Origin of the sequence: Mucilaginibacter yixingensis (assembly GCF_041080815.1) — a bacterium.
GTDB classification, from domain to species: domain Bacteria; phylum Bacteroidota; class Bacteroidia; order Sphingobacteriales; family Sphingobacteriaceae; genus Mucilaginibacter; species Mucilaginibacter yixingensis.
The window spans coordinates 3,763,352-3,786,622 of the sequence record NZ_CP160205.1; the positions used below are offsets into that span (position 1 = coordinate 3,763,352).

A 23,271-nucleotide genomic window follows, 5' to 3' on the forward strand; every position below is an offset into this window, starting at 1 on the left:
CATTCACTCATTCGCAAATCACTCATTCAATCATTATAAATGACAAGTAGAGAAAAAATACTGGCAGCCGTAAAACAAAATCAGCCCGAGCCGATGGAGCTGCCTGATATCGCATTTCTGAAAGGTGACCCGGAAGGCGTCATTGAAAAATATAGTACCACCCTTACCAATGTTGGCGGCAAGGTTTACCGCGTAGCTGGTTATGAGGAGATTGCCAAGATTGTTAAAGAAATTTACAAGCCTGAGGATCGCATCCTGACGCTGGTTCCTGAACTGGCCGGCATCACTAACGAAGCCTTCCAGCCAAGCCTGACTGCCCATCACTGGGAGAATGTTGAGCTGGCAGTAATCCGCGGACATTTCGGTGTGGCCGAGAATGGCGCAGTTTGGGTAACCGAAGAATTGATGGGTCACCGTGCCTTGCCGTTCATCACCCAATACCTGGCCATCGTCATCAAGGCTGAAGATATTGTGCCAACCATGCACGAAGCCTACATCCGCACTGCCGATAAAACCAGCTACGGTTACGGCGTATTTATAGCCGGCCCATCTAAAACTGCTGATATTGAGCAGTCATTGGTCATTGGCGCACACGGTCCGCGCGGCATGACGGTGTTTATTTTGGATTGATAAGATACTCGACATACAACAAGAAATGCAGCCAATGGCTGCCTTTCTTGTTGGACGCTTAAAATCCCTCCTCGGGGAGGGGCGCGTAAGGAAAGAGCGTCGGCAGGGAGGGGGCTAATCGCTTTACTAACCCCTCCCTACACCCTCCCCAGGGAGGGAATCGCACGTTCCCACGCTTTCAGCCTACCAGATACAGCCGTCTACTTCCTGTTCATTTTCCATAAATTTCGTTTGCCTTCAATTATTATCGACAATATTTACAATATTCGTACTATGCTACCCAACCAACGACGCGATAAAATTCTGGAACTACTGAAAGAAGACGGTTCTGCCAAGGTGATTGATCTGGCACGTATCTTCAAAGTAACCGAAGTTACCGTGCGTCAGGATCTGGAGAAAATGGAAAAAGACGGGCTGATTAGTCGCGAGCATGGCGGGGCATACATTAAAGATATTCACGATCAGGTGCGGGCTTTCTCGCTCACCCATCAGGAAAACCTGGACAAGAAAGAACTCATCGCCAATAAATGTCTCGAGTTTATTGAAAGCGGCGACAGTATCATCCTTGACTCGGGCTCTACCACTACCGAGATTGCCAAGAAACTGAAAGGCTTTAAAAACCTCACCGTTATCACCAACGCCCTCAATATTGCCACCATGCTGGGTACCGAGCCGGGCATCGAGCTGATTGTAACCGGCGGCGAGTTCAAGCCACCTACCCTATCACTCACCGGCCAAAAAGCTGCTGACTTTTTTAAGGGTATTAACGTGCAGAAACTGTTTCTGGCTACAGCTGGTTTGTCACTCAAAGCAGGTTTAACCTACCCCAGCATCAGCGATATCGTAGTAAAAAAAGCGATGATTGATGCCGCAGAGACGGTTTACCTGGTGGCTGATTCTACCAAGATCGGCAAAAGTTCATTTGCCAGCCTGGGTGCACTATCGCTCATTAATTATATTATTACCGATGCAGGCATTGAGGCGCACCACAAAGCCGTGCTGGAGGATAATGATATTGAGCTGATTATTGCGGAGTAGCTCATTATTTTTCTACTCCCGATTGTCATTTCGACCAACGGGAGAAATCTTATCCCCCAAGCTATTCTAAGGCCTGTCGCTCGTACAAGATTTCTCATCGCCATACTCTATCTCTACCCATAATGGGCAATGCATAACTAAATATCATCCGTCTAAGATTCCTCCTCACTCCACTTCACACTCCTGTCCCAGTTCGTTCGGAATGACAAACGGCTTTAGCGTTACTCCCCCCCTCCCATATTACGTAACCGTTAAATCACCATCTTTCAGGATAGCTTATGAAAGTATTGGTAAAATTCTATTGCAACTTTAGTTCCCTGAAGCGTTATAACTTCTTTTGATTTCTTTCTTTTGTTTTCTTTTATTTATCTTTACTTTCAGAAGACAACATTAGCATAGTCTTTTTGCTTACAATAAAAAACCGAAAAACTAAAAATGAGTGTAAAAGCAAGCTTGGGTGTAATTATCGGCAATCGCGATTTTTTCCCCGACAGATTAGTGGCCGAGGCACGTGTGGATATTCTGGCACTGTTTGAGAAGCTGAACCTGAAACCAATTATGCTGGAAGACACCGACTCTAAACTGGGTGGTGTTGAAACCTTTGGTGAGGCCCGTAAATGTGCAGAATTGTTTGCCCGTCACCGCGACGAGATTAGTGGTGTGCTGGTAGTATTACCAAACTTTGGCGATGAAAAAGGCGTTGCTGAAACCCTGCACCTGGCCGGCTTGAACGTGCCTGTGCTGATCCAGGCTTACCCAGACGATCTGAATAAGCTGGACGTTGCCCGTCGCCGCGACTCATGGTGCGGTAAAATTTCGGTTTGCAACAACCTGTATCAGTTCGGCTTTAAATATACGCTGACCACTAAACATGTGGTACACCCTTCTGATCCAACTTTTGAGGCTGATTTATTAAACTTCGTAGCTGTTTGCCGCGTGGTTAAAGGTCTGAAAAAAGTACGTATCGGTGCAGTAGGTGCCCGTCCAGGTGCGTTCAATACTGTTCGTTACAGCGAGAAGATCCTGCAACGCAATGGCATTTCTGTAACCACGGTGGATCTTTCTGAGATTCTGGGCCGCGCTAACCGACTGACTAAAGATGACGCTGTTGTTAAAGCGCATTTAGAAAAAATACACGCTTACACCCCAATAGGTAAAACACCTGATGAGGCGATGATCCAGATTGCCAAGCTGGACGTAGTGCTGAACCAGTTTATGGCCGAGAACGAGCTGGATGCCACCGCTATCCAATGCTGGACCTCATTACAGCAAAACTATGGCTGTAACGTATGTACCAGCATGAGTATCATGAGCGAGAACATGTTACCAAGCGCCTGCGAAGTTGACGTAACCGGTACCCTGAGCATGTATGCCATGCAGCTGGCCTCTGGTTCGCCAAGCGCGCTGGTAGACTGGAACAACAACTATGCTGATGATGATGAGAAATGCGTACTGTTCCATTGCGGTAACTGGGCAAAATCATTCCTGCCAGATATCGAGATCAGCACGGCACCAATTCTGGGTACATCAGTAGGTGTAGAAAATACATACGGCGCACTGGCCGGCCGCACGCCTGCATCGCCATTAACTTACGGCCGCATCAGCACTGATGACCCGAATGGCAAAATCAAAGCCTACATTGGCGAAGGCTATTTAACTAACGACGAACTGAACACCTTTGGTAACCGTGCCGTAGCACAAATACCAAACCTGCAAGGCCTGATGCAATATGTTTGCCGCAACGGTTTTGAGCACCATGTGGTAATGAATGCTTCAAAAACTGCCGGCATCCTGCAAGAAGCTTTAGGCAACTACATGGGTTGGGAAGTTTACAACCACATTTAATTGTACAGCTATGACTGACAAAGAACTAGCCTTAAAATCTATTGAGTATCGTAAAAAGATCCTCAAATACATTGTGGGCGCAAATGCCGGGCACACCGGCGGCAGTCTATCTTGTGTAGACGTGCTGAATGTACTTTATAATAACGTGATGAACGTTGGTCCGGAGAATTTCACCTCTCCGGATCGCGATCGTTATATCCAGAGCAAGGGACACTGCGTTGAGGCGCTGTTTGTGGTGTTGGCAGATCAGGGCTTTTTCCCTGAGAGCGACCTGGAGACTTTGTGCAAATACAAATCGCACTACATCGGTCACCCTACCCGCAAGATCAAAGGCGTAGAGCAAAATACCGGTGCGTTGGGTCACGGCCTGCCAATTGCAGTGGGTAATGCCATTGCTGCTAAAATGGATAAAAAGGATTACCGCGTGTTCACCCTGCTGGGCGACGGTGAGTTACCCGAAGGCTCAAACTGGGAAGCTGCTTTAACAGCCGCCCACTACAAGCTGGATAACCTGGTAGCCATTCTGGATAAAAACGAACTGCAAATTACCGGCCCTACCAAAGACGTGTGTAACACCGACCCGGTAGACCACAAATTTGAAAGCTTCGGCTGGGCTGTGCGCCATGTGGATGGTCACGACTTTAAAGCCCTGACTGAAACTTTTGCCCAGATCCCTTTCGAGCCGGGTAAACCAAGTTTCATCATCGCCCACACCGTAAAAGGCAAAGGCATCAGCTATATGGAAAACAACGGCAAATGGCACCACGGCGTTCCAAACAAGGAGCAATACGAGCAAGCCATTGAGGAGTTGGACGGCGCTGTAGAGTTGGTATAAGGCATAGGAGAAGACTTGTATCGTGTACAGACTTACGAAGTTTTAAAACTTCGTAAGTCTGTACACGTCATCCCCACCATGTCATTTCGAGCGAGCGAAGGGCTGGAATTGTGCGAAGGAGCGACGAGAAATCTTGTACGAGCGAACAATCCTCCGGAATAGCATGAGGGATAAGATTTCTCCCGTTGGTCGAAATGACATAATGATATAGAACAATAAATCGAACTAAAACAAAAAAACAAATACCGTGGGTGCAGTAGTAGAAAGTGCCGTAGGCACAAAACCCAATCAGGACGTGTTTTCTGAAACCTTGCAGCAACTGGCTGCAATGGATAAAAATATTGTAGCTGTAACCAGCGATTCGCGCGGCTCGGGTAAACTGGTGCCTTTCGGGCAGAAGTTTCCAGAGCAGATTGTCGAGATCGGTATTGCTGAGCAGAACCTGGTAGGTGTAGCCGCCGGTTTGGCAGCAGCTGGTAAAAAAGCGTTCGCGGTATCGCCGGCCTGCTTTTTGACCGCCCGTGCTTTAGAGCAGATCAAAAACGACGTGTGCTACTCAGACAACCGGGTTACGCTGGTAGGCATTAGCGCAGGTGTAAGTTATGGCGCACTGGGTACCACGCACCACAGCCTGCATGATTTTGCGGTGCTGCGTGCCATCAACAACATTACCATTGTAGCGCCTGCCGACAACTTTGAGACCGAACAAGCCGTAAAACTGGCTGCCGAGAGCAACAAGCCGGTTTACCTGCGCTTCGGCAAAAAACCAATGCCGCTGCTGAGCCCCGATGAACCGGGCGATTTTCAGTTTGGCAAAGGCCGTGTAGTAAAAGAGGGTGCAGATATTGCCATCATTGCCAGCGGCGAAACGGTATATCCTGCCCTGCAAGCCGCTAAAAAATTAGAGGCCGAAGGCATTGCAGCCACCGTAGTGAGCATGCACACCATCAAACCGCTGGATGTGCAACTGATCAGCCAACTGGCAGCGCAAACCAAAGCCATCCTTACCGTAGAAGAACACATGGTGAATGGTGGTTTGGGCGAGGCCTGCGCATCATACCTTATTCAGCATGGCTACCGTAAACCATTTAAAATTATGGGTATCCCTGATGAGTATACCGTAACCGGCTCGCAGGTAGAAATACTGGGCCACTACGGCATATCAGAAAGCGGCATTGCCGCAGAGGCCGCCAAATTGCTGGCATCAGCCTAAAACCGCCTCAAACCTTATCACCCCCACAGAAGAAGAACCGACCAAAGAGAAAGAGAACCAACCAATGAAACCACAACTAAAGCATGAGAAGAACAACCATTATATTACTGCTGCTTTCGCTTGTTGCGTGTAAACCAAAAACGGGCGCCAATAGCGGTGGCCCTAAAAAGGTAGCGGTCATAGTATCAACCTTAAACAACCCGTGGTTTGTGTTTCTGGCACAAACTGCTGCTGCGCAGGCCAAAAGCCTGGGCTATGAGGCCAAGATATTCGACTCGCAAAACAACACGGCTACCGAGACCGACAACTTTGAGAACGCCATTGCCTCGGGCTACAAGGCAATCCTGTTTAACCCTACCGACGCCAACGGCTCTGTAGTGAACGTTAACAAGGCCAAAGCTGCCGGCGTACCTGTATTTTGTATGGACCGTGAGGTAAACTCTACCACCGGCCCAACCTCACAAATCCTGTCAGACAGTTATTCGGGTTGTGTGGATCTGGGTAAATACTTTGTGCAGCAGATGCATAAAAAAGGCAAATACGTAGAGATACTGGGCATTGTGGCCGATAACAACACCTGGAACCGTTCAAAAGGGTTCCACAGCGTGGTAGATTATTATCCTGGCCTGGAAATGGTAGCTCAGCAAAGTGCCGATTTTGACCGTAACAAAGGCATGGAGGTAATGGAGTCTATCCTGCAGGCCCACCCTGATATTACGGGCGTTTTCTGCGGTAACGATGCCATGGCCATGGGTGCTTACCAGGCGCTGGCCGCTGCGGGCAAAGCCAACAAAGTAAAAGTGATTGGCTTTGACGGCTCTGAAGATGCTATTCAAGGCATTAAAGACGGCAAAGTAGCTGCCACCTGTATGCAGTTCCCTAAAGTAATGGCGCAAACCGCTGCCAACTATGCCGACGATTATTTTAAGGGCAAACGCGATTTTCCTAAAAAAATCCAGGTGGGCGTAGAGATGGTGACCGGCAAAAACATTAACGATTACATTGCTTACGGTAAAAAATAAGACTCATGAAAAAAGGGATAAAATATACCGTTTGGGCCGTTATTGTGCTGGCACTGGCCTTCAATTCCATCTACTTTAAAAAACTGAGCGAGGTAAAAGCATCCGACAAAAAGTTTGATGCCGTGGCTTATGCCAAAGGTTTATACGCCAAATTACCATCAGTTACCGATAAAGCCATTACCCTTGATCAGTTAGTGAACGAGGTGAATGCCGATAAAGCCAAAGCGTTTTCAGACTACGGTCATGCGCTGGCTATTGGCAGTACGCGCTTTTTTATGGTGAAAGGCAGTGGTGTGGTAAAAGAGATTAACGAGAGTGACGTATTGCTGACCACCGCCGGTGGTAATGACGTGAGCATAGCTACCGAATTCGTTTTCGGCAACGCGGTGCGTGATGCCTCAGGCCAGGTGAATCTGAATGATTTTAGTAACACCGTAGATCTGAGTAATATTTCATCAGAAGTTGACAAGATCATCCGCGCGCAGGTATTGCCTGCTTTTAAAGCAGCAGTAAAAAAAGGCGATAAAGTTGATTTTACCGGCGCCATAGAACTGAACCAGGAACACCTTAACCTGGGCGAAGTTGAGTTGATGCCAGTAAGCCTGAATATTACACCGCAAGTAGCAAGTAAATAAGGTTAAAGCTGAAAGGTATAACCATCCCGTCGTTGCGAGGAACGAAGCAATATCTGCATAGGACGGGCAGATATATCAATTGACTTTGCAGTGTAGAGATTGCTTCGTTCCTCGCAATGACGAGACGGAGAACAGTCAGACCAATAAAACCAGTTAAAACACAACATGCTTGTAGCCGAAAATATCACCAAAAGATTCCCGGGCGTTATTGCCTTGCAGGATGTGAGCATGGAGCTGCATCCCGGCAAGGTAAATGCACTGTTAGGCGAAAACGGTGCAGGGAAATCTACCTTAATGAAAATCCTCTCGGGCGTTTATCCCGAGTATGAGGGCCGCATTCTGCTCAATGGCTCGCAGGTTAACTTTAATAACCCGCGCGAGGCCCAGGAGGCCGGCATAGCCATCATTCACCAGGAGCTGAACCTCATCCCCTACCTCAGCATCACCGAAAACATTTTTCTGGGCCGTGAGCTTACCAATAACCTGTGCATGCTTGACCGCAAGGCCATGAAAGCCCGTACGCAGGAGTTGCTCAATAAACTGAAGCTGAACGTTAGTCCGGACACCCTGATCCTGAACTTGAAAGTGGGCCAGCAGCAAGTGGTAGAAATTGCCAAAGCCTTGCTGACCGACTGTGAAGTGATCATTATGGACGAGCCAACCTCGGCCATTACCGGCAGCGAAGTGGAGGTACTGTTCGGCATTATCAATGAGCTGCGCTCTGAAAATAAAACCATCGTTTACATCTCCCACAAACTGGACGAGCTTTTTAAAATAGCCGACCGCTACGTGGTGCTGCGTGATGGCAAAACCATCGAAGCCGGCGAGATGAAGGGCATGACCAACGACGAGCTGATCCGCAAGATGGTGGGCCGCGAGATCAATATCATCCGCAACGGCGGCTGCCAGGCATCAGACAATGTGCTGAGTGTGAAAAACGTCAGCATTAAACATCCGGAGAACAAACAGCGTGATCTGCTGAAGAACATCTCTTTCGATCTATGCAAAGGCGAAGTACTGGGCATCTTCGGGCTGATGGGCGCCGGACGTACCGAGCTGATGGAAACCATTTTTGGTTTGCACAAAGCCGAGGGCGAGATACACGTTAACGGCCAGAAGGTATCCTTTAAATCTCCTGCGGAGGCCATGCAGGCCGGTGTGGCACTGGTACCTGAGGACCGCAAGAAAGACGGACTGGTGCTGGGCCTGGATGTAAAGACCAACATCAGCATCACTACTTTAGAACAAATGCAAAACGGCGGGCTGCTCAACAATAGTAAAGAGCAGGCGCTGGCTAAGAAATATATTGAATCGTTAAAGATCAAAACACCATCTGCCGGTCAGCTGGCTAAAAACCTGAGTGGTGGTAACCAGCAGAAAATTGTGCTGGCCAAATGCCTGGCCATCGGCCCAAAAGTGCTGATGCTGGACGAGCCTACCCGTGGTATTGATATTAACGCTAAAAACGAAATTTATAAACTGATACTGGAACTGGCTGCTGCCGGCATGGGTGTTATCGTGGTTTCATCAGAACTGCCCGAGATCCTTGCCATTTCAGACCGCGTACTGGTAATGGCCGAAGGCAGTATGACTGCCGAATTTAAAGCCGCCGACGCATCTGAAGACAACATCCTTAAAGCCGCCATCCCTAAAACCAATTAACCTGATGACTTTGAACCGACAATCTCTTGCTAAATTCCAGTCGCTTATTGCACTGGTGGTACTCTGCATTGTGCTCAGCCTGCTGTCAGATAAATTTATGACGGTAGATAACGGCTGGAACGTAATGCGCCAGATTTCTGTAAACATCTGCATCTCTGTAGGTATGACCCTGGTGGTACTTACCTCTGGTATCGATCTTTCTGTTGGCTCTGTACTGGCCCTTTGTGGTGCCATTACTGCCGGCTTACTTAAGAACGGAATCGAGATCCCATCTAACAACCTTTATATCGGCTTCACCCTGTTGGGTGCCATATTGGGTGGTATCATTATCGGCGCGTTGCTGGGTTGGTTTAATGGCTTTACCATTACCCGCTTTAAGGTACCGCCGTTCGTGGCTACGCTGGCTATGCTAACCATTGCCCGCGGCTTAACCATGCTGTGGACCAAAGGTTTCCCTATCTCTGTGCTGGGCGATAGCTTCGGCTACATCGGTACCGGCTGGCTACTGGGTATCCCCGTTCCGGTTTGGATCTCTGCGCTGGTAGTTGTAGGCGCTGCGGTGCTGACCGGTAAAACGCCGCTTGGCCGTTACATTTACGCTATTGGCGGTAATGAAAACGCCGCGCGCCTTTCGGGTATCAACATTAATCGTGTAAAAATTATTGTGTACAGCTTAGCTGGTGCGCTGGCTGGTATCGGTGGTTTGATTGTTACCTCTCGCCTGGATTCGGCGCAGCCAAATGCGGGTATCAGCTATGAGCTGGATGCTATTGCGGCGGTGGTAATTGGCGGCACATCGCTATCAGGCGGTAAAGGCTCTATCTGGGGCACGGTGCTGGGTGCAGTGATTATTGGTGTGCTGAACAATGGTTTGGTGCTCTTAAACGTATCGCCATTCTGGCAGCAGGTAGTAAAAGGTGCAGTAATTTTGCTGGCCGTAATTATTGACAAAGCGAACTCAAAATCTGAATAAGTGAGTAACTATATTTTAGCGATAGATCAGGGTACCAGCAGTACCAAAACCATTGTTTTTAACGCACAGGGCCAGGTAATGGCCAAAGGCAGCGTTCCGCTGAAAACTTTATACCTGCCCGGCGGCTTTGTGGAGCAGGAGCCCGAAGCCATTTGGCAAAACGTACTGGATTCTGTAAAAGAATGTCTGGCCGAGTTTACCAACGCCGGCTATAACATTAATGATATTAAAACCTGCGGCATCTCTAACCAACGCGAAACGTTTGTGGTTTGGGACGAAGCCGGTCAACCCCTGCACAACGCTGTAGTTTGGCAGTGCAAACGCTCGGTAGAGGTTTGCCAACGACTGAAAACCGTTGACGGACTGGAAGCCGAGATTAACCAGCGTACAGGTTTGATCATCGATCCCTATTTCTCGGGCACCAAACTCATCTGGCTGAACGAGAACAACGATAAAGTAAAACAAGCCATTGCAGCAGGCAAAACCTACTTTGGTAACGTAGATACCTGGCTGCTTTACAAAATGACCGGCGGTGCACAGTACCTCACCGATCATACCAATGCCTCGCGTACACTATTCTTCAACCTGCAAACACTGCAATGGGATGGTGTGCTACTGGAGAAATTTGGTTTGAGCAAACTGAACCTGCCTGAACTGAAATCATCAGCCGCCGCTTATGGCGAGTCTGATTTTAACGGCTTGTTCAACTCACCTATCACCATCACTGCCATGATTGGCGATTCGCACGCTGCGGCTTTTGGCGAGGGTTGTTTTACCCCCGGCACCGCCAAAGCCACATTAGGCACCGGTTGTTCTATGCTGATGAATATTGGCGACACCGCCAAAGCATCTGGCAACGGCATGGTAACCACCATTTGCTGGAGTACGGAAGATCGTGTAGACTACGCATTGGAAGGTGTGATCGTATCCTGCGGCGCCACAATAGAATGGCTGCGCACCGAGATGGGCCTGTTTGAGGACAGCAAGCAAACCGAAGCCATCGCTACATCGGTTCCAGATAACAACGGCGTTTACCTTGTCCCTGCCTTTAGCGGATTGGGTGCCCCGCATTGGGACATGAGTCGCAAGGCTGAGATTGTTGGCCTGACCTTCGATTGTAATAAGAAACATATCATCCGCGCCGCGCTGGAGACCATCCCCTACCAGATCAAAGATGTAGTAACGGCCATGGAGTCTGACACCGGCATTGCCCTGCAAGAGCTGATGGTAAACGGCGGCATCACCTCCAACCGTTTCGTCCTGCAGTTTATTGCCGACCTGACCGGCAGCAAATTGGTAAACCGCGGCATTGCCGATGTATCTGCCTTAGGCGCTGCACTTTTAGCGGGTCTAAAAGCAGGCATTTTTGAAAACGTTGAAGCCCTGCAAAGCTTAATGACCAATCAATTGGAACTAAGCCCAGGCGAACAACAGCCGCAAACCGAGCAATGGTATGCGGGCTGGCAAAAGGCTATCGCAAAGCAACTCTGATATTTTAACACAAAAATTTGCAGAGGCCACAGAGATTTATCGCTCTGTGGCCTCTGTGTTTTTATACTTGTCCGCTCTTGAAAAAAGGGGGGGGGTGTCATGTTGAGCTTGTCGAAACACGCGGGAGGGCCTATCAAACGTTTAGGGTTAGTGGATATAGGCCATCGCGCGCCCTTCGACAAACTCCGGATGACACCCATCGATATTTATCTTCTTTGCTTGTCTACGCTCACGATAGAAGTCGAGTTGCAAAAAATCTGATATTTATGGAGATTTAAGTAATAAACAAATTCGATGTTAAAAGCTGCCTTGGGAATTACCGCTATGCTCCTTCTAATTTTTCAAACCGTCCATAGCCAAAGTCATCAACTTTCAGACGATGAACTTAACAATAGCACCTTTGTAAAAATGGCATTTGCCGACACTGCAAGAAACTGTGAAAGTATGGATGAATGGTTTAAGAAAGACGTTAAAAAAGGCACCATCTTCTTATTTCTACAGGGAGGAATTGTTCCCGCAATCTACCTTAGTGATAAAAAGTTCGAGGATAAATACAACGTACATTTTGAAGATTTTGGATGTTCTGCGCCCGATTACCAATGCATTACACGATACAACATTCATGCCTTTCAATATCTAACAAATTTGTATGGTAAGAAATGGATGAAAGAAATAAGAAAAGATGTAATAGGCTTTTCAACCTGGCAAAAACACAATGAGTAATATGCCTTTGCTTAACCATTAGGCCTTCGCGCGCCCTTCGACAGAGCTCAGGGTGACATCAGCTCTCCTTTTTAATCCCATCTCACCATGCTAATATTGTACAGTCCCTTGCATAAATACTATAGTGTTCCATCAACTTGTGGGGATAAATTTGTAACAGGTATACTGACCAATTTTCTCAGCATTATCGTTAATTGCATACTTTACCGGTCTGCTATCAGGCCGGATACAATAATATCACATGTCGCAAAACATCTTACTTAAAGGCATCACCTGGAACCACAGCCGCGGCTTTGTACCGATGACCGCCACCGCGCAGCGTTTTTCTGAGCTGCACCCGAACGTAAACATCACCTGGGAGAAACGCTCGCTGCAGCAGTTTGCAGATCTTTCTATACAGCAACTGGCTGAGATCTACGACCTTTTGGTGATTGATCACCCTTGGGCAGGCTTTGCCTCAAAAACAAAATCGATTCTTCCGTTTGATGAATATTTGTCGACCGAATTCCTGGCCGATCAGGCTGAAAATACCGTTGGCCAATCGCATGAGAGCTATTCTTTTGATGGGCACCAATGGGCTTTGGCTATTGATGCCGCTACCCCTGTAGCCGCCAGTCGCCCGGATTTACTGGCGCAACATGGCGTGGCATTGCCAAAAACTTTTGATGATTTATTAGCATTGGCAAAAAAAGGTCTGGTTGCCCTGCCGGGTATTCCAATTGACTCGCTGATGCAATATTATACCTTCTGCTGCTCGCTGGGTGAGGACCCATGTCAGGGCGATGTGGTGGTAAGCGAAGAGATAGGCGTTAAAGCCCTCAAAATGTACCACGAGCTTTGCCAGTACATTGATCCGGCTTGCTTTGGCCGCAACCCGATCCAAACTTATGAGGCGATGACCTTGACCGACGAGATTGCTTACTGTCCGTTCGGTTATGGTTACACCAATTACTCGCGCGATGGCTATGCACGCAAGCTGCTCCATTTCCACGATATGATTACTTTGGATGGAAAAACCAACCTGCGCAGCACACTGGGTGGCACAGGCTTGGCCGTATCATCAAAATGTGAGCACGTGGATGTGGCCATGAAATATGCTGAATTTGTGGCATCACCTGCCTGCCAGATTGGTTTATATACCGACAACGGCGGTCAGCCAGGTCACCTGAAAGCCTGGACCGATGCGGCTAACAATGCTAAAACCTATAACTACTTTGCCAATACATTGCCTGCATTGCAGCGCGCTTACCTGCGCCCGCGTTATCATGGATCGATGTTCTTCCAGGATCATGCCGGTGACGTAGTGCGCGATTACCTGATGAAAGGTGGCGACGAGCTGCAAGTACTGGCCGAGCTGAACGCCTTATTTGCAGAATCAAAACAAAAAGTACACACCGTATGAAACCATTAGAAGGTTTAACGGTACTGGAGTTTAGCCAGTTTATGGCGGCCCCTACCGCAGGCCTGCGACTGGCCGATCTGGGTGCCCGCGTCATCAAAATTGAGCGCCCGGTAAAAGGCGAGGCTGGCCGGCAAATTGCTATCCGCAACATTTTTGTAGATGGCAGCAGCCTGGTGTTTCATACCATCAACAGAAACAAAGAATCATACTCGGCAGATCTGAAGAATCCTGAGGATCTGGCGATGGTAAAAAAGCTGATCGAGCAAGCCGATATCATCACCCATAACTTCCGCCCCGGTGTAATGGAAAAGATCGGGCTTGATTATGATGCCGTGCGTGCCATCAATCCGCGCATTGTTTATGGCGTGGTGACGGGTTATGGTAATAAAGGCCCATGGGCATTGCGCCCCGGTCAGGATTTGCTCATCCAATCGCTTTCAGGTCTGGCATATTTGTCAGACACTGCCGATGCTGGCCCGGTGCCCTTCGGACTGGCAACTGCCGATATGATTTGCGGTGCCCACTTTGTACAGGGCCTGCTGGCCGGTTTGCTGAAACGCAATAAAACCAACAGCAGCGTACTGGTAGAAGTAAGCCTGCTGGAATCGACCTTAGATCTTCAGTTCGAGGTGATCACCACTTATTTGAATGATGGCGGTCAGCTACCTAAACGCAGTAATGTGCGTGGCAGCGGTCATGCTTATTTGAGTGCACCTTACGGCATCTATAAAACACTAAACGGCTACCTGTCGCTGGCCATGGGCAACCTGCACCAGATTGGCGAGGCGGTTGGTGTAGACCTGACCTCTTACGAGGATAAAAACTCGTGGTTTGAGCGTCGTGATGAGATTATGCAATTGCTGGGCGAGAAGATTGCCCACAAAACTTCATCAGAATGGGTGAGCAGCCTGGAAGCGCAAGGCATCTGGTGCGCAGAAGTGTTGACCTATGAGCAAACCCTGCAACATGAAGGCTATTTAGCACAAGGCCTGAAACAGGAAGTTACCCTGCCTGATGGCGGCAAGCTAAGCACCACCCGCTGCCCTATCCGCATCAATGGCGAGCGTTTATATTCAGACAAGGCGGCTCCGCGTCCCGGGGCTGATACCGATATCATCAACCGTCAATTTAATTTAAGCTAACGCGATGAAACCATTAGAAGATTATTTGATTGTTGATTTCAGCCAGTTCCTTTCGGGCCCCTCGGCAAGTTTGAAGCTGGCCGATATGGGTGCGCGTGTCATTAAAATTGAGAAGCCCGGCACAGGCGATATCTGTCGCCAGTTGTACACGTCAAACGTGATTATGAATGGCGAATCATCGGTGTTTCATGCCATCAACCGCAATAAAGAAAGCTTTGCTGCCGACCTGAAAAGCGAGGAAGATAAAGCCCAATTGTGGGAACTGGTGAAAAAGGCTGATGTGGTTATGCACAACTTTCGCCCCGGTGTTATGGAACGCCTGGGCTTTGATTATAACGCGGTAAAAGCGGTTAACCCAAATGTAGTTTACGGCGAAATCTCAGGCTACGGCAGCGAGGGCCCTTGGCGCAATAAGCCCGGGCAAGACCTGCTGCTGCAATCGCTCACCGGTCTGGTTTGGCTGAGCGGCAACGCCGGCGGACCGGTACCTATGGGCCTGTCTATTGTAGATATGCTGGCCGGCAACCAACTGGCACAAGGCATACTGGCTTGCCTGGTGCGCCGCAGCATAAGCGGCGAGGGCGCACTGGTACAGGTAAGCATGCTGGAATCGGCTATTGACTTCCAGTTTGAGGCCATTACCACCTACTATTATGATGGAAAATTGCCTGAACGCTCTGAAAAGAACAATGCACACGCCTATTTGGGTGCGCCTTACGGTATCTACAAAACTGCTGATGGTTACATGGCTTTGGCCATGGGTTCTATCCCGCAGTTAGGTACGTTACTGGGTTGCGATGAATTGTTAAAATATACCGAAGTTGCCCAGGCTTTTGCGCTGCGCGATGAGATCAAAACCATCCTGGCTGCTCACCTGCAAACCAACACTACCCAGCATTGGCTGGATATTTTATTGGCTGCCGATATCTGGTGCGCCCAGGTGTTAAGCTGGGACAAGCTGATGCAGGAAGAAGGTTTTAAAACGCTGGACATGATTCAGCAGGTGCAGATGAGCGATGGCTACAGCTACCGCACTACCCGCAGCCCGATAACCATGGACGGCGAGCTATTTACATCAACCAAAGGATCGCCGAAATTGGGCGAGGATAACGAGACCATTATCAACCAACTGATAAAATAAAATATATGAGTACAGAGAAGATCAGAATTGCGGTTCGCAAATTCGGTCCTTTCGAGAGTGCACTGCAAAAGCTGTGGGACGGCTATTGTGCACAAACCGGATGCCAGCTGCAGGCCGAAATGATCCCTATGGATCTGGACGATCTGCACAAAGCCATTATTGAAGACGATGGCCTGAAAAACGGCGACTGGGACATTGCCCACGTGGTGACCGACTGGCTGCTGGAAGCCTGGACCGACGGCGCCCTGGAAAACCTGCAGCCCCGCATCGCCCAAAATCCACCCGAAGGTTTTCCCGATGGATGGAGCAACTCATTATTGAGTATGCAGCAATTTGGCGAGGCCGTGGCAGGGTTACCCTTCCATGATGGCCCCGAATGCCTGATCTATCGTAAAGACTTGTTCAACAACCCGTTTGAGAAGCAGAAGTTTGAGGAGCAATACGGCAAGCCGCTGGTTGTACCCCAAACCTGGGATGACTTTAAAGATATTGCCCGTTTCTTTACCCGACCGGAAGATAACTTGTATGGCACTGTCTTCGCCGGTTTTCCGGATGGGCACAACACCGTTTTTGATTTCTGTTTACAGGTATGGACCCGTGGTGGCGATTTGTTAGATCAGCAAGGCAATATCAATATCCACACCCCTGCGGCCGCTGCCGGACTGGATTTTTACCGTCAGATACTGCGCGATAAGAGTTTGATCCATCCCGGCACCATGCAATATGAATCGGTACAAACCGGTATGGCCTTCGCCCGCGGCGAAGCTGCCATGATGGTCAACTGGTTTGGCTTTGCATCCATGTGCGAAGTAATTGATGAAACGAAAGTAAAAGGTAAAGTGGATATCGCCCCTATCCCATCGGCGCTGGGCGAGCACTCCGCATCATTGAATGTGTACTGGTTATATACCATAGGCTCTGGTAGCCAGCATAAAGATGTGGCCTATGATTTTCTGCGTTATGCCACCAATCAGCGCAATGATAAATTGCTGACGCTGGAAGGCGGGATCGGTTGCCGTAAATCAACCTGGGTTGATCCGGGCATCAATGCCATCATCCCTTACTATTATAAACTGGAAGAACTGCATCAATCGGCCAAAATGCTGCCGCAACTGGCCACCTGGGCACAGATTGCGCACCTGATTGACGAGGTGGTGCTGAACGCCATTAATACCGATGTACCGGCAGATCAGTTGCTGGCCGTCGGTCAGCAGAAAATTGCTAACCTAAAATAACACTACCTATTATGGAAATAAAATATAAACCAACATTACCGCAAACCCCGCTGCCTATTGTCATCATCGGCGCAGGCGGTATTGTTGGCGATGCGCATTTACCGGCCTATCGTAAGGCTGGCTTCGAGGTGTTTGGTATTACCAACCGTACCCGTGCCCGTGCCGAAAAACTGGCTGCCGAGTGGAACATCCCCCACGTTTTTGATACCGTTGATGATGCTGTTGCTGCTGCACCGGCCAACGCGGTTTACGATATTACCATTATGCCCGAGCAGTTTGTGGCCACGCTGGAGAAACTGCCCGAGGGCGCCGGTGTACTGATCCAAAAACCAATGGGCGACTACTTTTGGCAAACCAAGGAGATATTGGAAGTTTGCCGACGCAAAAAACTGATGGCCGCCATCAATTGCCAGCTACGTTTTGCGCCATACGTGGCCGCTGCCCGCTATATGATTGATCAAGGCCTGATTGGTGAGCTTTACGATATGGAAGTGCGCGTAACCCTGCAAACCCCATGGGAGCTGTTCCCGCACGTAATGATCCACCCGAGGTTAGAAATTCAGTACCACAGTATCCATTATATTGATCTGCTGCGCTCGTTCCTCGGCGATCCGCATAGCGTAATGGCTAAAACGCTGAAACATCCGGCTAAAAGCTTATCGTCATCGCGCTCAACTATTTTGTTTGATTACGGCAACACCATGCACGCGGTGATCAACACTAATCACGACCATGCTTTTGGTCCGCACAACCAGGAGAGCTTTATTAAGTGGGAAGGCACCAAAGGCGCCATTAAAGCCCGCATGGGCCTGCTGATGGACTACCCGCACGGTGTGCCAGACAAGTTTGAGTATTGCATTGTAGAGGAAGGCAAAGCACCGGAGTGGAAAGAGGTACAACTGGAAGGCTCGTGGTTCCCCGATGCTTTCATCGGTACCATGAGCAGCGTAATGCGCTACAAAAACGGCGAGACCAATGTATTGCCAACCAGTGTAGAAGACGTGGTTAAAACGATGGCCGTGGTAGAAGCGGCATATAAATCAAGCGATACGGGAGGCGTGATCGCTGATTACGTTGAATGATTAAATGATTCTCCTGATTTTTCTTCAGATTCGAAGATGTAATATTGGGATAATCAACCAATTAAAAACAAGTATTATTGTGTAAAAGAGGGTGTCATGTTGAGCTCCGTCGAAACACGCGCGGCGGGCTTGCCAATATGCTTTGCAAAGAGAAGGCCTTCGCGCGCCCTTCGACATGCTCAGGATGACACCCAACGCTTTACAATGACACGATAAGTAACTATAATTCTGTTAATTTTAAAATTCTGAAAGTTCAAATTTCAGACAAACTATTATGCATTTTAAATCAACTTTCTTCGAAGATTATACCCTGGGCGAAAAACGTGTAACCTTTGGCCGCACCATTACCGAGACAGATTTTGTGGTTCATGCCGGTCACACTGGTGATTTTTTCCCTCACCACATGGATGCCGAGTGGTGTGCTACCCAGCCGTTTAAGCAGCGTATTGCCCACGGAACGATGATTTTCAGTATCGGGATTGGCTTAACGGCTTCTGAAATAAATCCTGAGGCTTTTTCAAAAGGATATGATAAATTGCGCTTTGTAAAACCGGTGTTCATCGGCGATACCATCCACTCAGAAATTACCATCTCTGAGAAAACAGATGCCAAGAAACCTGAATACGGAACCGTAACAGAACACGTTGAAATTATTAACCAGCATGGCGAAGTGGTGCAGGTATGCGATCACTTATTGCTGGTAAAGAAGAAGAACCTTTAAACCAATTTTAAATATGCAAGTAAACACTGGCACCGCGGAGCAACCCGTTGCCGAAAGCTCATTGAAAGGCAAAACACTGCTGCTGCCCTTCATCCTCATTTGTTCGCTGTTCTTTTTATGGGGCATGGTGCACAACCTGGATGGTATTTTGATACCGCACCTAAAAAAAGCGTGCCAGTTAAATAACCGCCAGTCTACACTGGTAGATACCGCCGTATACCTGGCCTATTTCCTGATGGCTATTCCGGCGGGTATATTGCTTAAAAAATTTGGCTATAAAAACAGCATCATTATGGGTTTAACGCTGGCTACCATTGGTGCGGCGTTATTCATCCCGGCGGCCAATGCACTCACTTACCTGGGCTTTTTAGGCTCGTTATTTATTATTGGCTGTGGCATTGCCATTCTGGAAACCGCCGCCAACCCTTATTCAGCTTTGCTGGGCGATCCGGCTGGTGCCAATACCCGTATCAACCTGGCGGCCGGTTTTAACGGTGTGGCTGCATTTGTTGGTCCGCTGGTGGGTACCATTTTTATCCTGTCAGGAAAAGACATGACGCCTGAGCAAATGAGCAAAATGGCGCCAACAGAACGCTCGGCCTATTTACTGCATGAAGCATCATCGGTAAAAATGCCCTACGGTGTGTTGGCTGGTGTGCTGGCACTAGTTGCCATTCTATTCTTCGTTACCAAATTGCCCGAAATTAAAAACGTCAGCAAGGAAGAAACAACCGGCGGCAGCTTCTTCGGCACGCTTAGGCATATGCACCTGCGCTGGGCTGTTGTTGCACAGTTCTTTTATGTAGGCGCGCAGACCTGCGTAACCAGCTTTTTTATCAAGATGTCTATCCAGGGCGGTCACTTTGACGAGAAAACAGCCGGTTACTACCTGAGTATATACGGCGTATTCTTTGTAGGCGGACGCTTTGTAGGCACAGCCATTATGCAATTTGTAAAAGCGCCTAAACTGTTGGCTATTTACGGTATACTGGCAGCCATTCTTTGTGCTATAGCTATTGTGGGCAAAGGCGCTTATGTGGTTTATTGTTTGTGGGGCATCGGCTTCTTTATGTCTATCATGTTCCCTACCATTTTTGGATTGGGTATTGATGGCCTGGGCGATGACACCAAACCGGCATCATCATGGCTCATCATGTCTATCGTTGGCGGTGCTATTCTGCCTTACATCATGGGTACGGTGATCGACATTAATCATGATCGCATCCAGAGCGGTTACATCATTCCGCTGCTTTGTTTCCTGGTGGTGATCTACTACGGCATAAGTGGTTATAAGATCAAGAAACATTTAGCTTAATCAATCAAAGCTTAGAAAATACAAAGGCGACTCAGTGGGTCGCCTTTTTTATTGGGTTACCAGTGGAACCGTTCTATTTCATGAGCCAGCAGGTGTAAAACATCTTCAGATAAATGGCCTTTATTGTTACAGATATGCAGGATGTGCTGTGCATCCGGATCGAATCCGGCAACTAACTTTCCATCCTGAAAAATTTCAAATTTGCAGTGGTTATGCTGGTGATGCGGGTAATCGGCTACCTCAAAGCTGTACACTACCTTGTCGGCAGCTATGGTGATATTGATCTTCTCCATAAAGTTTTAGTCTGAAGTAAAAACCATCCGAAGCAGCGTTTTGTTGAAGAAAATAACAAACATTCAACGCTATGTCGCTCAGCAAGTATAAGGAGAAGCGGGATTTTAAGAAAACCAGCGAGCCCAAAGCCGGCAAGAGTAATGATGATAAAGCCTTGCATTTTGTGGTACAAAAGCATGATGCTACCCGCCTGCATTATGATTTCAGGCTGGAAATGGAGGGCGTGCTGAAAAGCTGGGCCGTGCCTAAAGGGCCGTCTGTAAACCCGAAAGATAAGCGCCTGGCCATGATGGTGGAAGACCATCCTTATGATTATAAAGACTTTGAAGGCATCATCCCAAAAGGCGAATACGGTGGCGGCACAGTGATTGTTTGGGACGAGGGCACCTACGAGCCCATTGAAACAGTAAAAGGCAAAAAAGCGCAGGATAAGCTGCTGCTAAAGCAGCTGAAAGAGGGGTCGCTCAAAATAAAGCTCCACGGGCAAAAGCTGAACGGCGAGTTTGCCCTCGTAAAAACCCAAGGCATGGGCGAGAACGGTTGGCTACTCATCAAGCATAAAGATGATTATGCATCTGCCAGAGACATTACCAAAGAAGATAAATCTGTCGTCTCAAAAAAAACGATTGCCCAAATGGAAAAGGGCGCCAAACACGTATGGAAAGACGGCAAGGACCAGCAACTGAAAGATGCGCCCGAGGTGAAAAAAAAAGCGCTCACTAAAACCGCAGCCGAAGAATACGCCACCCATCACAGCGTTGAAGCCTTATTAAAAGAGGGCGAGAAATCACCCTTACCCAAAAACCTGAAGCCGATGCTGGCCACCCTGGTAGACAAGCCTTTTGACGACCCCGATTGGCTTTACGAGGTAAAATGGGATGGTTACCGGGCGGTGAGCTATGTAAACAAAGGCGGGGTAGAGATACAATCGCGCAACAATAAATCTTTTAATGATAAGTATTACCCTTTGCGCAAGTTGATGGAGAAGTGGGCTGTCAACCTGGTCATTGACGGCGAGATTGTGGTGCTGAAAGACAACGGCCAGTCTGACTTTGGCAGCCTGCAAAACTGGCGCAGTGAGGCCGATGGCCATCTCTCCTATTATGTGTTTGATCTGCTATGGTATGAGGGTAAGAACCTTACCCACCTCACCCTGGCCAAGCGCCGCAAGATATTAGAAAATGTAATCCCTGCCGATGATGACCGCATCAGGCTTAGCCAGGTTTTTAACGCCAAAGGCACCGAGTTTTTTGATGCCGCCAAACGCATGGGCCTGGAAGGTATCATTGCAAAAAAAGCCGACAGCACCTACACACCCGGTCTGCATTCTAAAGAGTGGCTCAAGATAAAAGTAAACAAGCGTCAGGAGGTAGTGATAGGCGGCTTTACCCGCAATGAGGGCACGGCCAAAAAGTTCAGTTCGCTGTTGCTGGGCGTGTACGAGAATGGCAAACTGCAATACACCGGCAAAGTAGGCACGGGTTTTAACGACAAGATGCAGACGGAAATGATGGAACAGTTTAAACCACTGATGACCGACAAAGTGCCTTTTATGAATGAACCTGATTACAACAAACCTTCCCGCTTCCGGCCCAATCCACCTAATGCCAAGGCCTATTGGTTGAAGCCGGAGCTGGTCTGCGAGATCAGTTTTGCCGAGGTTACCAGCGATGGTGTTTTTCGTCACCCCTCTTTTGAGGGCATGCGCGCCGATAAAAAGGCCAGAGACGTGGTACGTGAAGCCGAAACATCCACAGAACAGCTGATAGAGGAAACTCACGATGAACCGGAAACAAATCAGAAACAAACCCGCAAAAAAATGCTGAGCGCCCCGAAAGATAAAGATCGCCGCACGCTGCTTAACCCTAACGAGGAAACGCAGGTGCGCAAGCTTAATGGCCATGAGCTGAAGTTTACCCACCTGAGTAAAGTTTATTGGCCCGAGGATAATGTGACCAAGCGCGATATGTTCAATTATTATTACCAGGTGGCGGAATATATTTTGCCTTACCTGAAAGATCGCCCGCAATCGCTCAACCGCTTCCCCGATGGTATCCATGGCTCGAGCTTTTACCAGAAGGACGTGAAAGATAAATCGCCCGAATGGCTGGATACCTTCCCCTACACCAGCGATGGCGAGCATAAGGAGTTTGCGGTGGCCTGCCACGAGGATAGTTTGCTGTGGATGGCATCGTTGGGGTGCATTGAAATGAACCCCTGGTTTAGTCGCGTCCAATCGCCTGATCATCCTGATTACTGCGTGATTGATCTTGATCCCGATAAACACCATTTTGACCAGGTGATTGAGGCTGCCCTGGAAGTAAAGAAAGTGCTGGATGCGATAGATGTGCCCTGTTACCCCAAAACATCGGGCAGCACGGGTATGCATATTTATATCCCCATGGGGGCAAAATATACTTACGAGCAATCGCAGCTATTTGCACGGATAGTGGTAGGGCATGTGCACGACCAGATCCCAGACTTTACCACCCTTGAACGCAGCATCAAAAAGCGCGAGGGCCGTATGTATCTTGATTTTCTGCAGAATCGACCGGGGGCAACCATTGCCGGCCCGTACTCTTTACGCCCCAAACCGGGTGCCACTGTATCCATGCCCTTGCACTGGGAGGAGGTAAAGCCCGGATTAAAAATGACCGACTTTCATATTTTTAACGCGATAGACCGATTGAAAGAAACCGGCGATCTGTTTAAAGGTGTACTAGGTAAAGGTATTGATCTGGAAAAAGTGTTGAAGAAAGCTAGGAGCGTTTTTGGGGCAAGTAATGAGACCTAGATTATTCGCTTGGCTTATCGCAACATTATTCCCCGCGCGCGCCCTTCGACAGAGCTCAGGATGACACCCTCCTTTTAA

20 protein-coding genes are annotated in these 23,271 nt (G+C 48.5%); 19 read left to right on the forward strand and 1 reads right to left on the reverse strand.

Translation table 11 applies throughout. From position 1 onward, the window contains the following. Positions 1-39 precede the first annotated feature (39 nt). From ABZR88_RS15190 to fucP, 18 genes are all read left to right on the forward strand, one after another. Positions 40-630 (forward strand): LUD domain-containing protein, encoded by a 591-nt coding sequence (locus ABZR88_RS15190; protein WP_107826521.1) that lies wholly within the window; start codon positions 40-42, stop codon positions 628-630. A 273-nt stretch (positions 631-903) separates the two neighbouring features. Continuing rightward, positions 904-1,668, forward strand: coding sequence for a DeoR/GlpR family DNA-binding transcription regulator (locus ABZR88_RS15195; protein ID WP_107826520.1), 765 nt, complete (start codon positions 904-906; stop codon positions 1,666-1,668). 435 nt (positions 1,669-2,103) lie between these two features. After that, complete coding sequence (locus ABZR88_RS15200; protein WP_107826519.1) at positions 2,104-3,513, forward strand: L-fucose/L-arabinose isomerase family protein; 1,410 nt, start codon at positions 2,104-2,106, stop codon at positions 3,511-3,513. Positions 3,514-3,523: 10 nt separating this feature from the next. After that, complete coding sequence (locus ABZR88_RS15205; protein ID WP_107826518.1) at positions 3,524-4,348, forward strand: transketolase; 825 nt, start codon at positions 3,524-3,526, stop codon at positions 4,346-4,348. 247 nt (positions 4,349-4,595) lie between these two features. Further along, positions 4,596-5,561 (forward strand): transketolase family protein, encoded by a 966-nt coding sequence (locus tag ABZR88_RS15210; protein WP_107826517.1) that lies wholly within the window; start codon positions 4,596-4,598, stop codon positions 5,559-5,561. 83 nt (positions 5,562-5,644) lie between these two features. Continuing rightward, positions 5,645-6,583: a D-ribose ABC transporter substrate-binding protein gene (locus ABZR88_RS15215; protein ID WP_107826516.1), complete on the forward strand. Its 939-nt coding sequence runs from the start codon at positions 5,645-5,647 to the stop codon at positions 6,581-6,583. Positions 6,584-6,588: 5 nt separating this feature from the next. Continuing rightward, positions 6,589-7,218, forward strand: coding sequence for a DUF2291 domain-containing protein (locus tag ABZR88_RS15220; protein WP_107826515.1), 630 nt, complete (start codon positions 6,589-6,591; stop codon positions 7,216-7,218). A gap of 165 nt (positions 7,219-7,383) precedes the next feature. Continuing rightward, entirely contained in the window at positions 7,384-8,880 is a 1,497-nt protein-coding gene (locus ABZR88_RS15225; protein WP_107826514.1) for a sugar ABC transporter ATP-binding protein, read from the forward strand. A 4-nt stretch (positions 8,881-8,884) separates the two neighbouring features. After that, on the forward strand, positions 8,885-9,853 hold the full coding sequence (locus ABZR88_RS15230) for an ABC transporter permease (protein ID WP_107826513.1): 969 nt from the start codon (positions 8,885-8,887) through the stop codon (positions 9,851-9,853). Beyond that, positions 9,854-11,344, forward strand: a complete 1,491-nt coding sequence (locus tag ABZR88_RS15235) for a glycerol kinase GlpK (protein WP_107826512.1) — start codon at positions 9,854-9,856, stop codon at positions 11,342-11,344. 294 nt (positions 11,345-11,638) lie between these two features. Beyond that, positions 11,639-12,067 carry a hypothetical protein gene (locus ABZR88_RS15240; RefSeq protein WP_107826511.1) on the forward strand — a complete coding sequence of 143 codons (429 nt, stop codon included), beginning with the start codon at positions 11,639-11,641 and terminating at the stop codon, positions 12,065-12,067. Positions 12,068-12,308: 241 nt separating this feature from the next. Beyond that, positions 12,309-13,469: an ABC transporter substrate-binding protein gene (locus ABZR88_RS15245; RefSeq protein WP_107826510.1), complete on the forward strand. Its 1,161-nt coding sequence runs from the start codon at positions 12,309-12,311 to the stop codon at positions 13,467-13,469. Further along, positions 13,466-14,611: a CaiB/BaiF CoA-transferase family protein gene (locus ABZR88_RS15250; protein WP_107826509.1), complete on the forward strand. Its 1,146-nt coding sequence runs from the start codon at positions 13,466-13,468 to the stop codon at positions 14,609-14,611. Before ABZR88_RS15245 ends, ABZR88_RS15250 begins: the two co-directional genes overlap by 4 nt. Before the next feature lie 4 nt (positions 14,612-14,615). Further along, positions 14,616-15,752, forward strand: a complete 1,137-nt coding sequence (locus ABZR88_RS15255; RefSeq protein ID WP_107826508.1) for a CaiB/BaiF CoA-transferase family protein — start codon at positions 14,616-14,618, stop codon at positions 15,750-15,752. Positions 15,753-15,757: 5 nt separating this feature from the next. Next, entirely contained in the window at positions 15,758-16,987 is a 1,230-nt protein-coding gene (locus tag ABZR88_RS15260) for an extracellular solute-binding protein (protein WP_107826507.1), read from the forward strand. 11 nt (positions 16,988-16,998) lie between these two features. Further along, on the forward strand, positions 16,999-18,069 hold the full coding sequence (locus ABZR88_RS15265; RefSeq protein WP_107826506.1) for a Gfo/Idh/MocA family protein: 1,071 nt from the start codon (positions 16,999-17,001) through the stop codon (positions 18,067-18,069). A 274-nt stretch (positions 18,070-18,343) separates the two neighbouring features. Continuing rightward, entirely contained in the window at positions 18,344-18,790 is a 447-nt protein-coding gene (locus ABZR88_RS15270; protein WP_107826505.1) for a MaoC/PaaZ C-terminal domain-containing protein, read from the forward strand. A gap of 13 nt (positions 18,791-18,803) precedes the next feature. Next, positions 18,804-20,105 (forward strand): L-fucose:H+ symporter permease, encoded by a 1,302-nt coding sequence (gene fucP, locus ABZR88_RS15275; RefSeq protein ID WP_107826504.1) that lies wholly within the window; start codon positions 18,804-18,806, stop codon positions 20,103-20,105. Positions 20,106-20,161: 56 nt separating this feature from the next. Here fucP and ABZR88_RS15280 read toward each other — a convergent pair whose 3' ends face one another. Next, entirely contained in the window at positions 20,162-20,398 is a 237-nt protein-coding gene (locus ABZR88_RS15280; protein WP_107826503.1) for a hypothetical protein, read from the reverse strand. Positions 20,399-20,469: 71 nt separating this feature from the next. On the opposite strand from ABZR88_RS15280, the gene ligD reads away from it, so the two are divergent. Continuing rightward, a complete protein-coding gene (gene ligD, locus ABZR88_RS15285; RefSeq protein ID WP_107826502.1) occupies positions 20,470-23,193 on the forward strand; it encodes a DNA ligase D in 2,724 nt (907 codons plus the stop codon). Positions 23,194-23,271 lie beyond the last annotated feature (78 nt).

Excerpts from the sequence above, each read along its gene's own strand:
- ABZR88_RS15215 (WP_107826516.1), top strand. The coding sequence starts at position 5,645 with ATGAGAAGAACAACCATTATATTACTGCTGCTTTCGCTTGTTGCGTGT.
- ABZR88_RS15190 (WP_107826521.1), top strand. The coding sequence starts at position 40 with ATGACAAGTAGAGAAAAAATACTGGCAGCCGTAAAACAAAATCAGCCC.
- ABZR88_RS15225 (WP_107826514.1), top strand. The coding sequence starts at position 7,384 with ATGCTTGTAGCCGAAAATATCACCAAAAGATTCCCGGGCGTTATTGCC.
- ABZR88_RS15195 (WP_107826520.1), top strand. The coding sequence starts at position 904 with ATGCTACCCAACCAACGACGCGATAAAATTCTGGAACTACTGAAAGAA.
- ABZR88_RS15245 (WP_107826510.1), top strand. The coding sequence starts at position 12,309 with ATGTCGCAAAACATCTTACTTAAAGGCATCACCTGGAACCACAGCCGC.
- ABZR88_RS15260 (WP_107826507.1), top strand. The coding sequence starts at position 15,758 with ATGAGTACAGAGAAGATCAGAATTGCGGTTCGCAAATTCGGTCCTTTC.
- ABZR88_RS15280 (WP_107826503.1), bottom strand. The coding sequence starts at position 20,398 with ATGGAGAAGATCAATATCACCATAGCTGCCGACAAGGTAGTGTACAGC.
- ABZR88_RS15230 (WP_107826513.1), top strand. The coding sequence starts at position 8,885 with ATGACTTTGAACCGACAATCTCTTGCTAAATTCCAGTCGCTTATTGCA.
- ABZR88_RS15220 (WP_107826515.1), top strand. The coding sequence starts at position 6,589 with ATGAAAAAAGGGATAAAATATACCGTTTGGGCCGTTATTGTGCTGGCA.
- ABZR88_RS15240 (WP_107826511.1), top strand. The coding sequence starts at position 11,639 with ATGTTAAAAGCTGCCTTGGGAATTACCGCTATGCTCCTTCTAATTTTT.
- ABZR88_RS15205 (WP_107826518.1), top strand. The coding sequence starts at position 3,524 with ATGACTGACAAAGAACTAGCCTTAAAATCTATTGAGTATCGTAAAAAG.
- ABZR88_RS15200 (WP_107826519.1), top strand. The coding sequence starts at position 2,104 with ATGAGTGTAAAAGCAAGCTTGGGTGTAATTATCGGCAATCGCGATTTT.
- ABZR88_RS15250 (WP_107826509.1), top strand. The coding sequence starts at position 13,466 with ATGAAACCATTAGAAGGTTTAACGGTACTGGAGTTTAGCCAGTTTATG.
- ABZR88_RS15255 (WP_107826508.1), top strand. The coding sequence starts at position 14,616 with ATGAAACCATTAGAAGATTATTTGATTGTTGATTTCAGCCAGTTCCTT.
- ABZR88_RS15270 (WP_107826505.1), top strand. The coding sequence starts at position 18,344 with ATGCATTTTAAATCAACTTTCTTCGAAGATTATACCCTGGGCGAAAAA.
- ABZR88_RS15265 (WP_107826506.1), top strand. The coding sequence starts at position 16,999 with ATGGAAATAAAATATAAACCAACATTACCGCAAACCCCGCTGCCTATT.
- fucP (WP_107826504.1), top strand. The coding sequence starts at position 18,804 with ATGCAAGTAAACACTGGCACCGCGGAGCAACCCGTTGCCGAAAGCTCA.
- ligD (WP_107826502.1), top strand. The coding sequence starts at position 20,470 with ATGTCGCTCAGCAAGTATAAGGAGAAGCGGGATTTTAAGAAAACCAGC.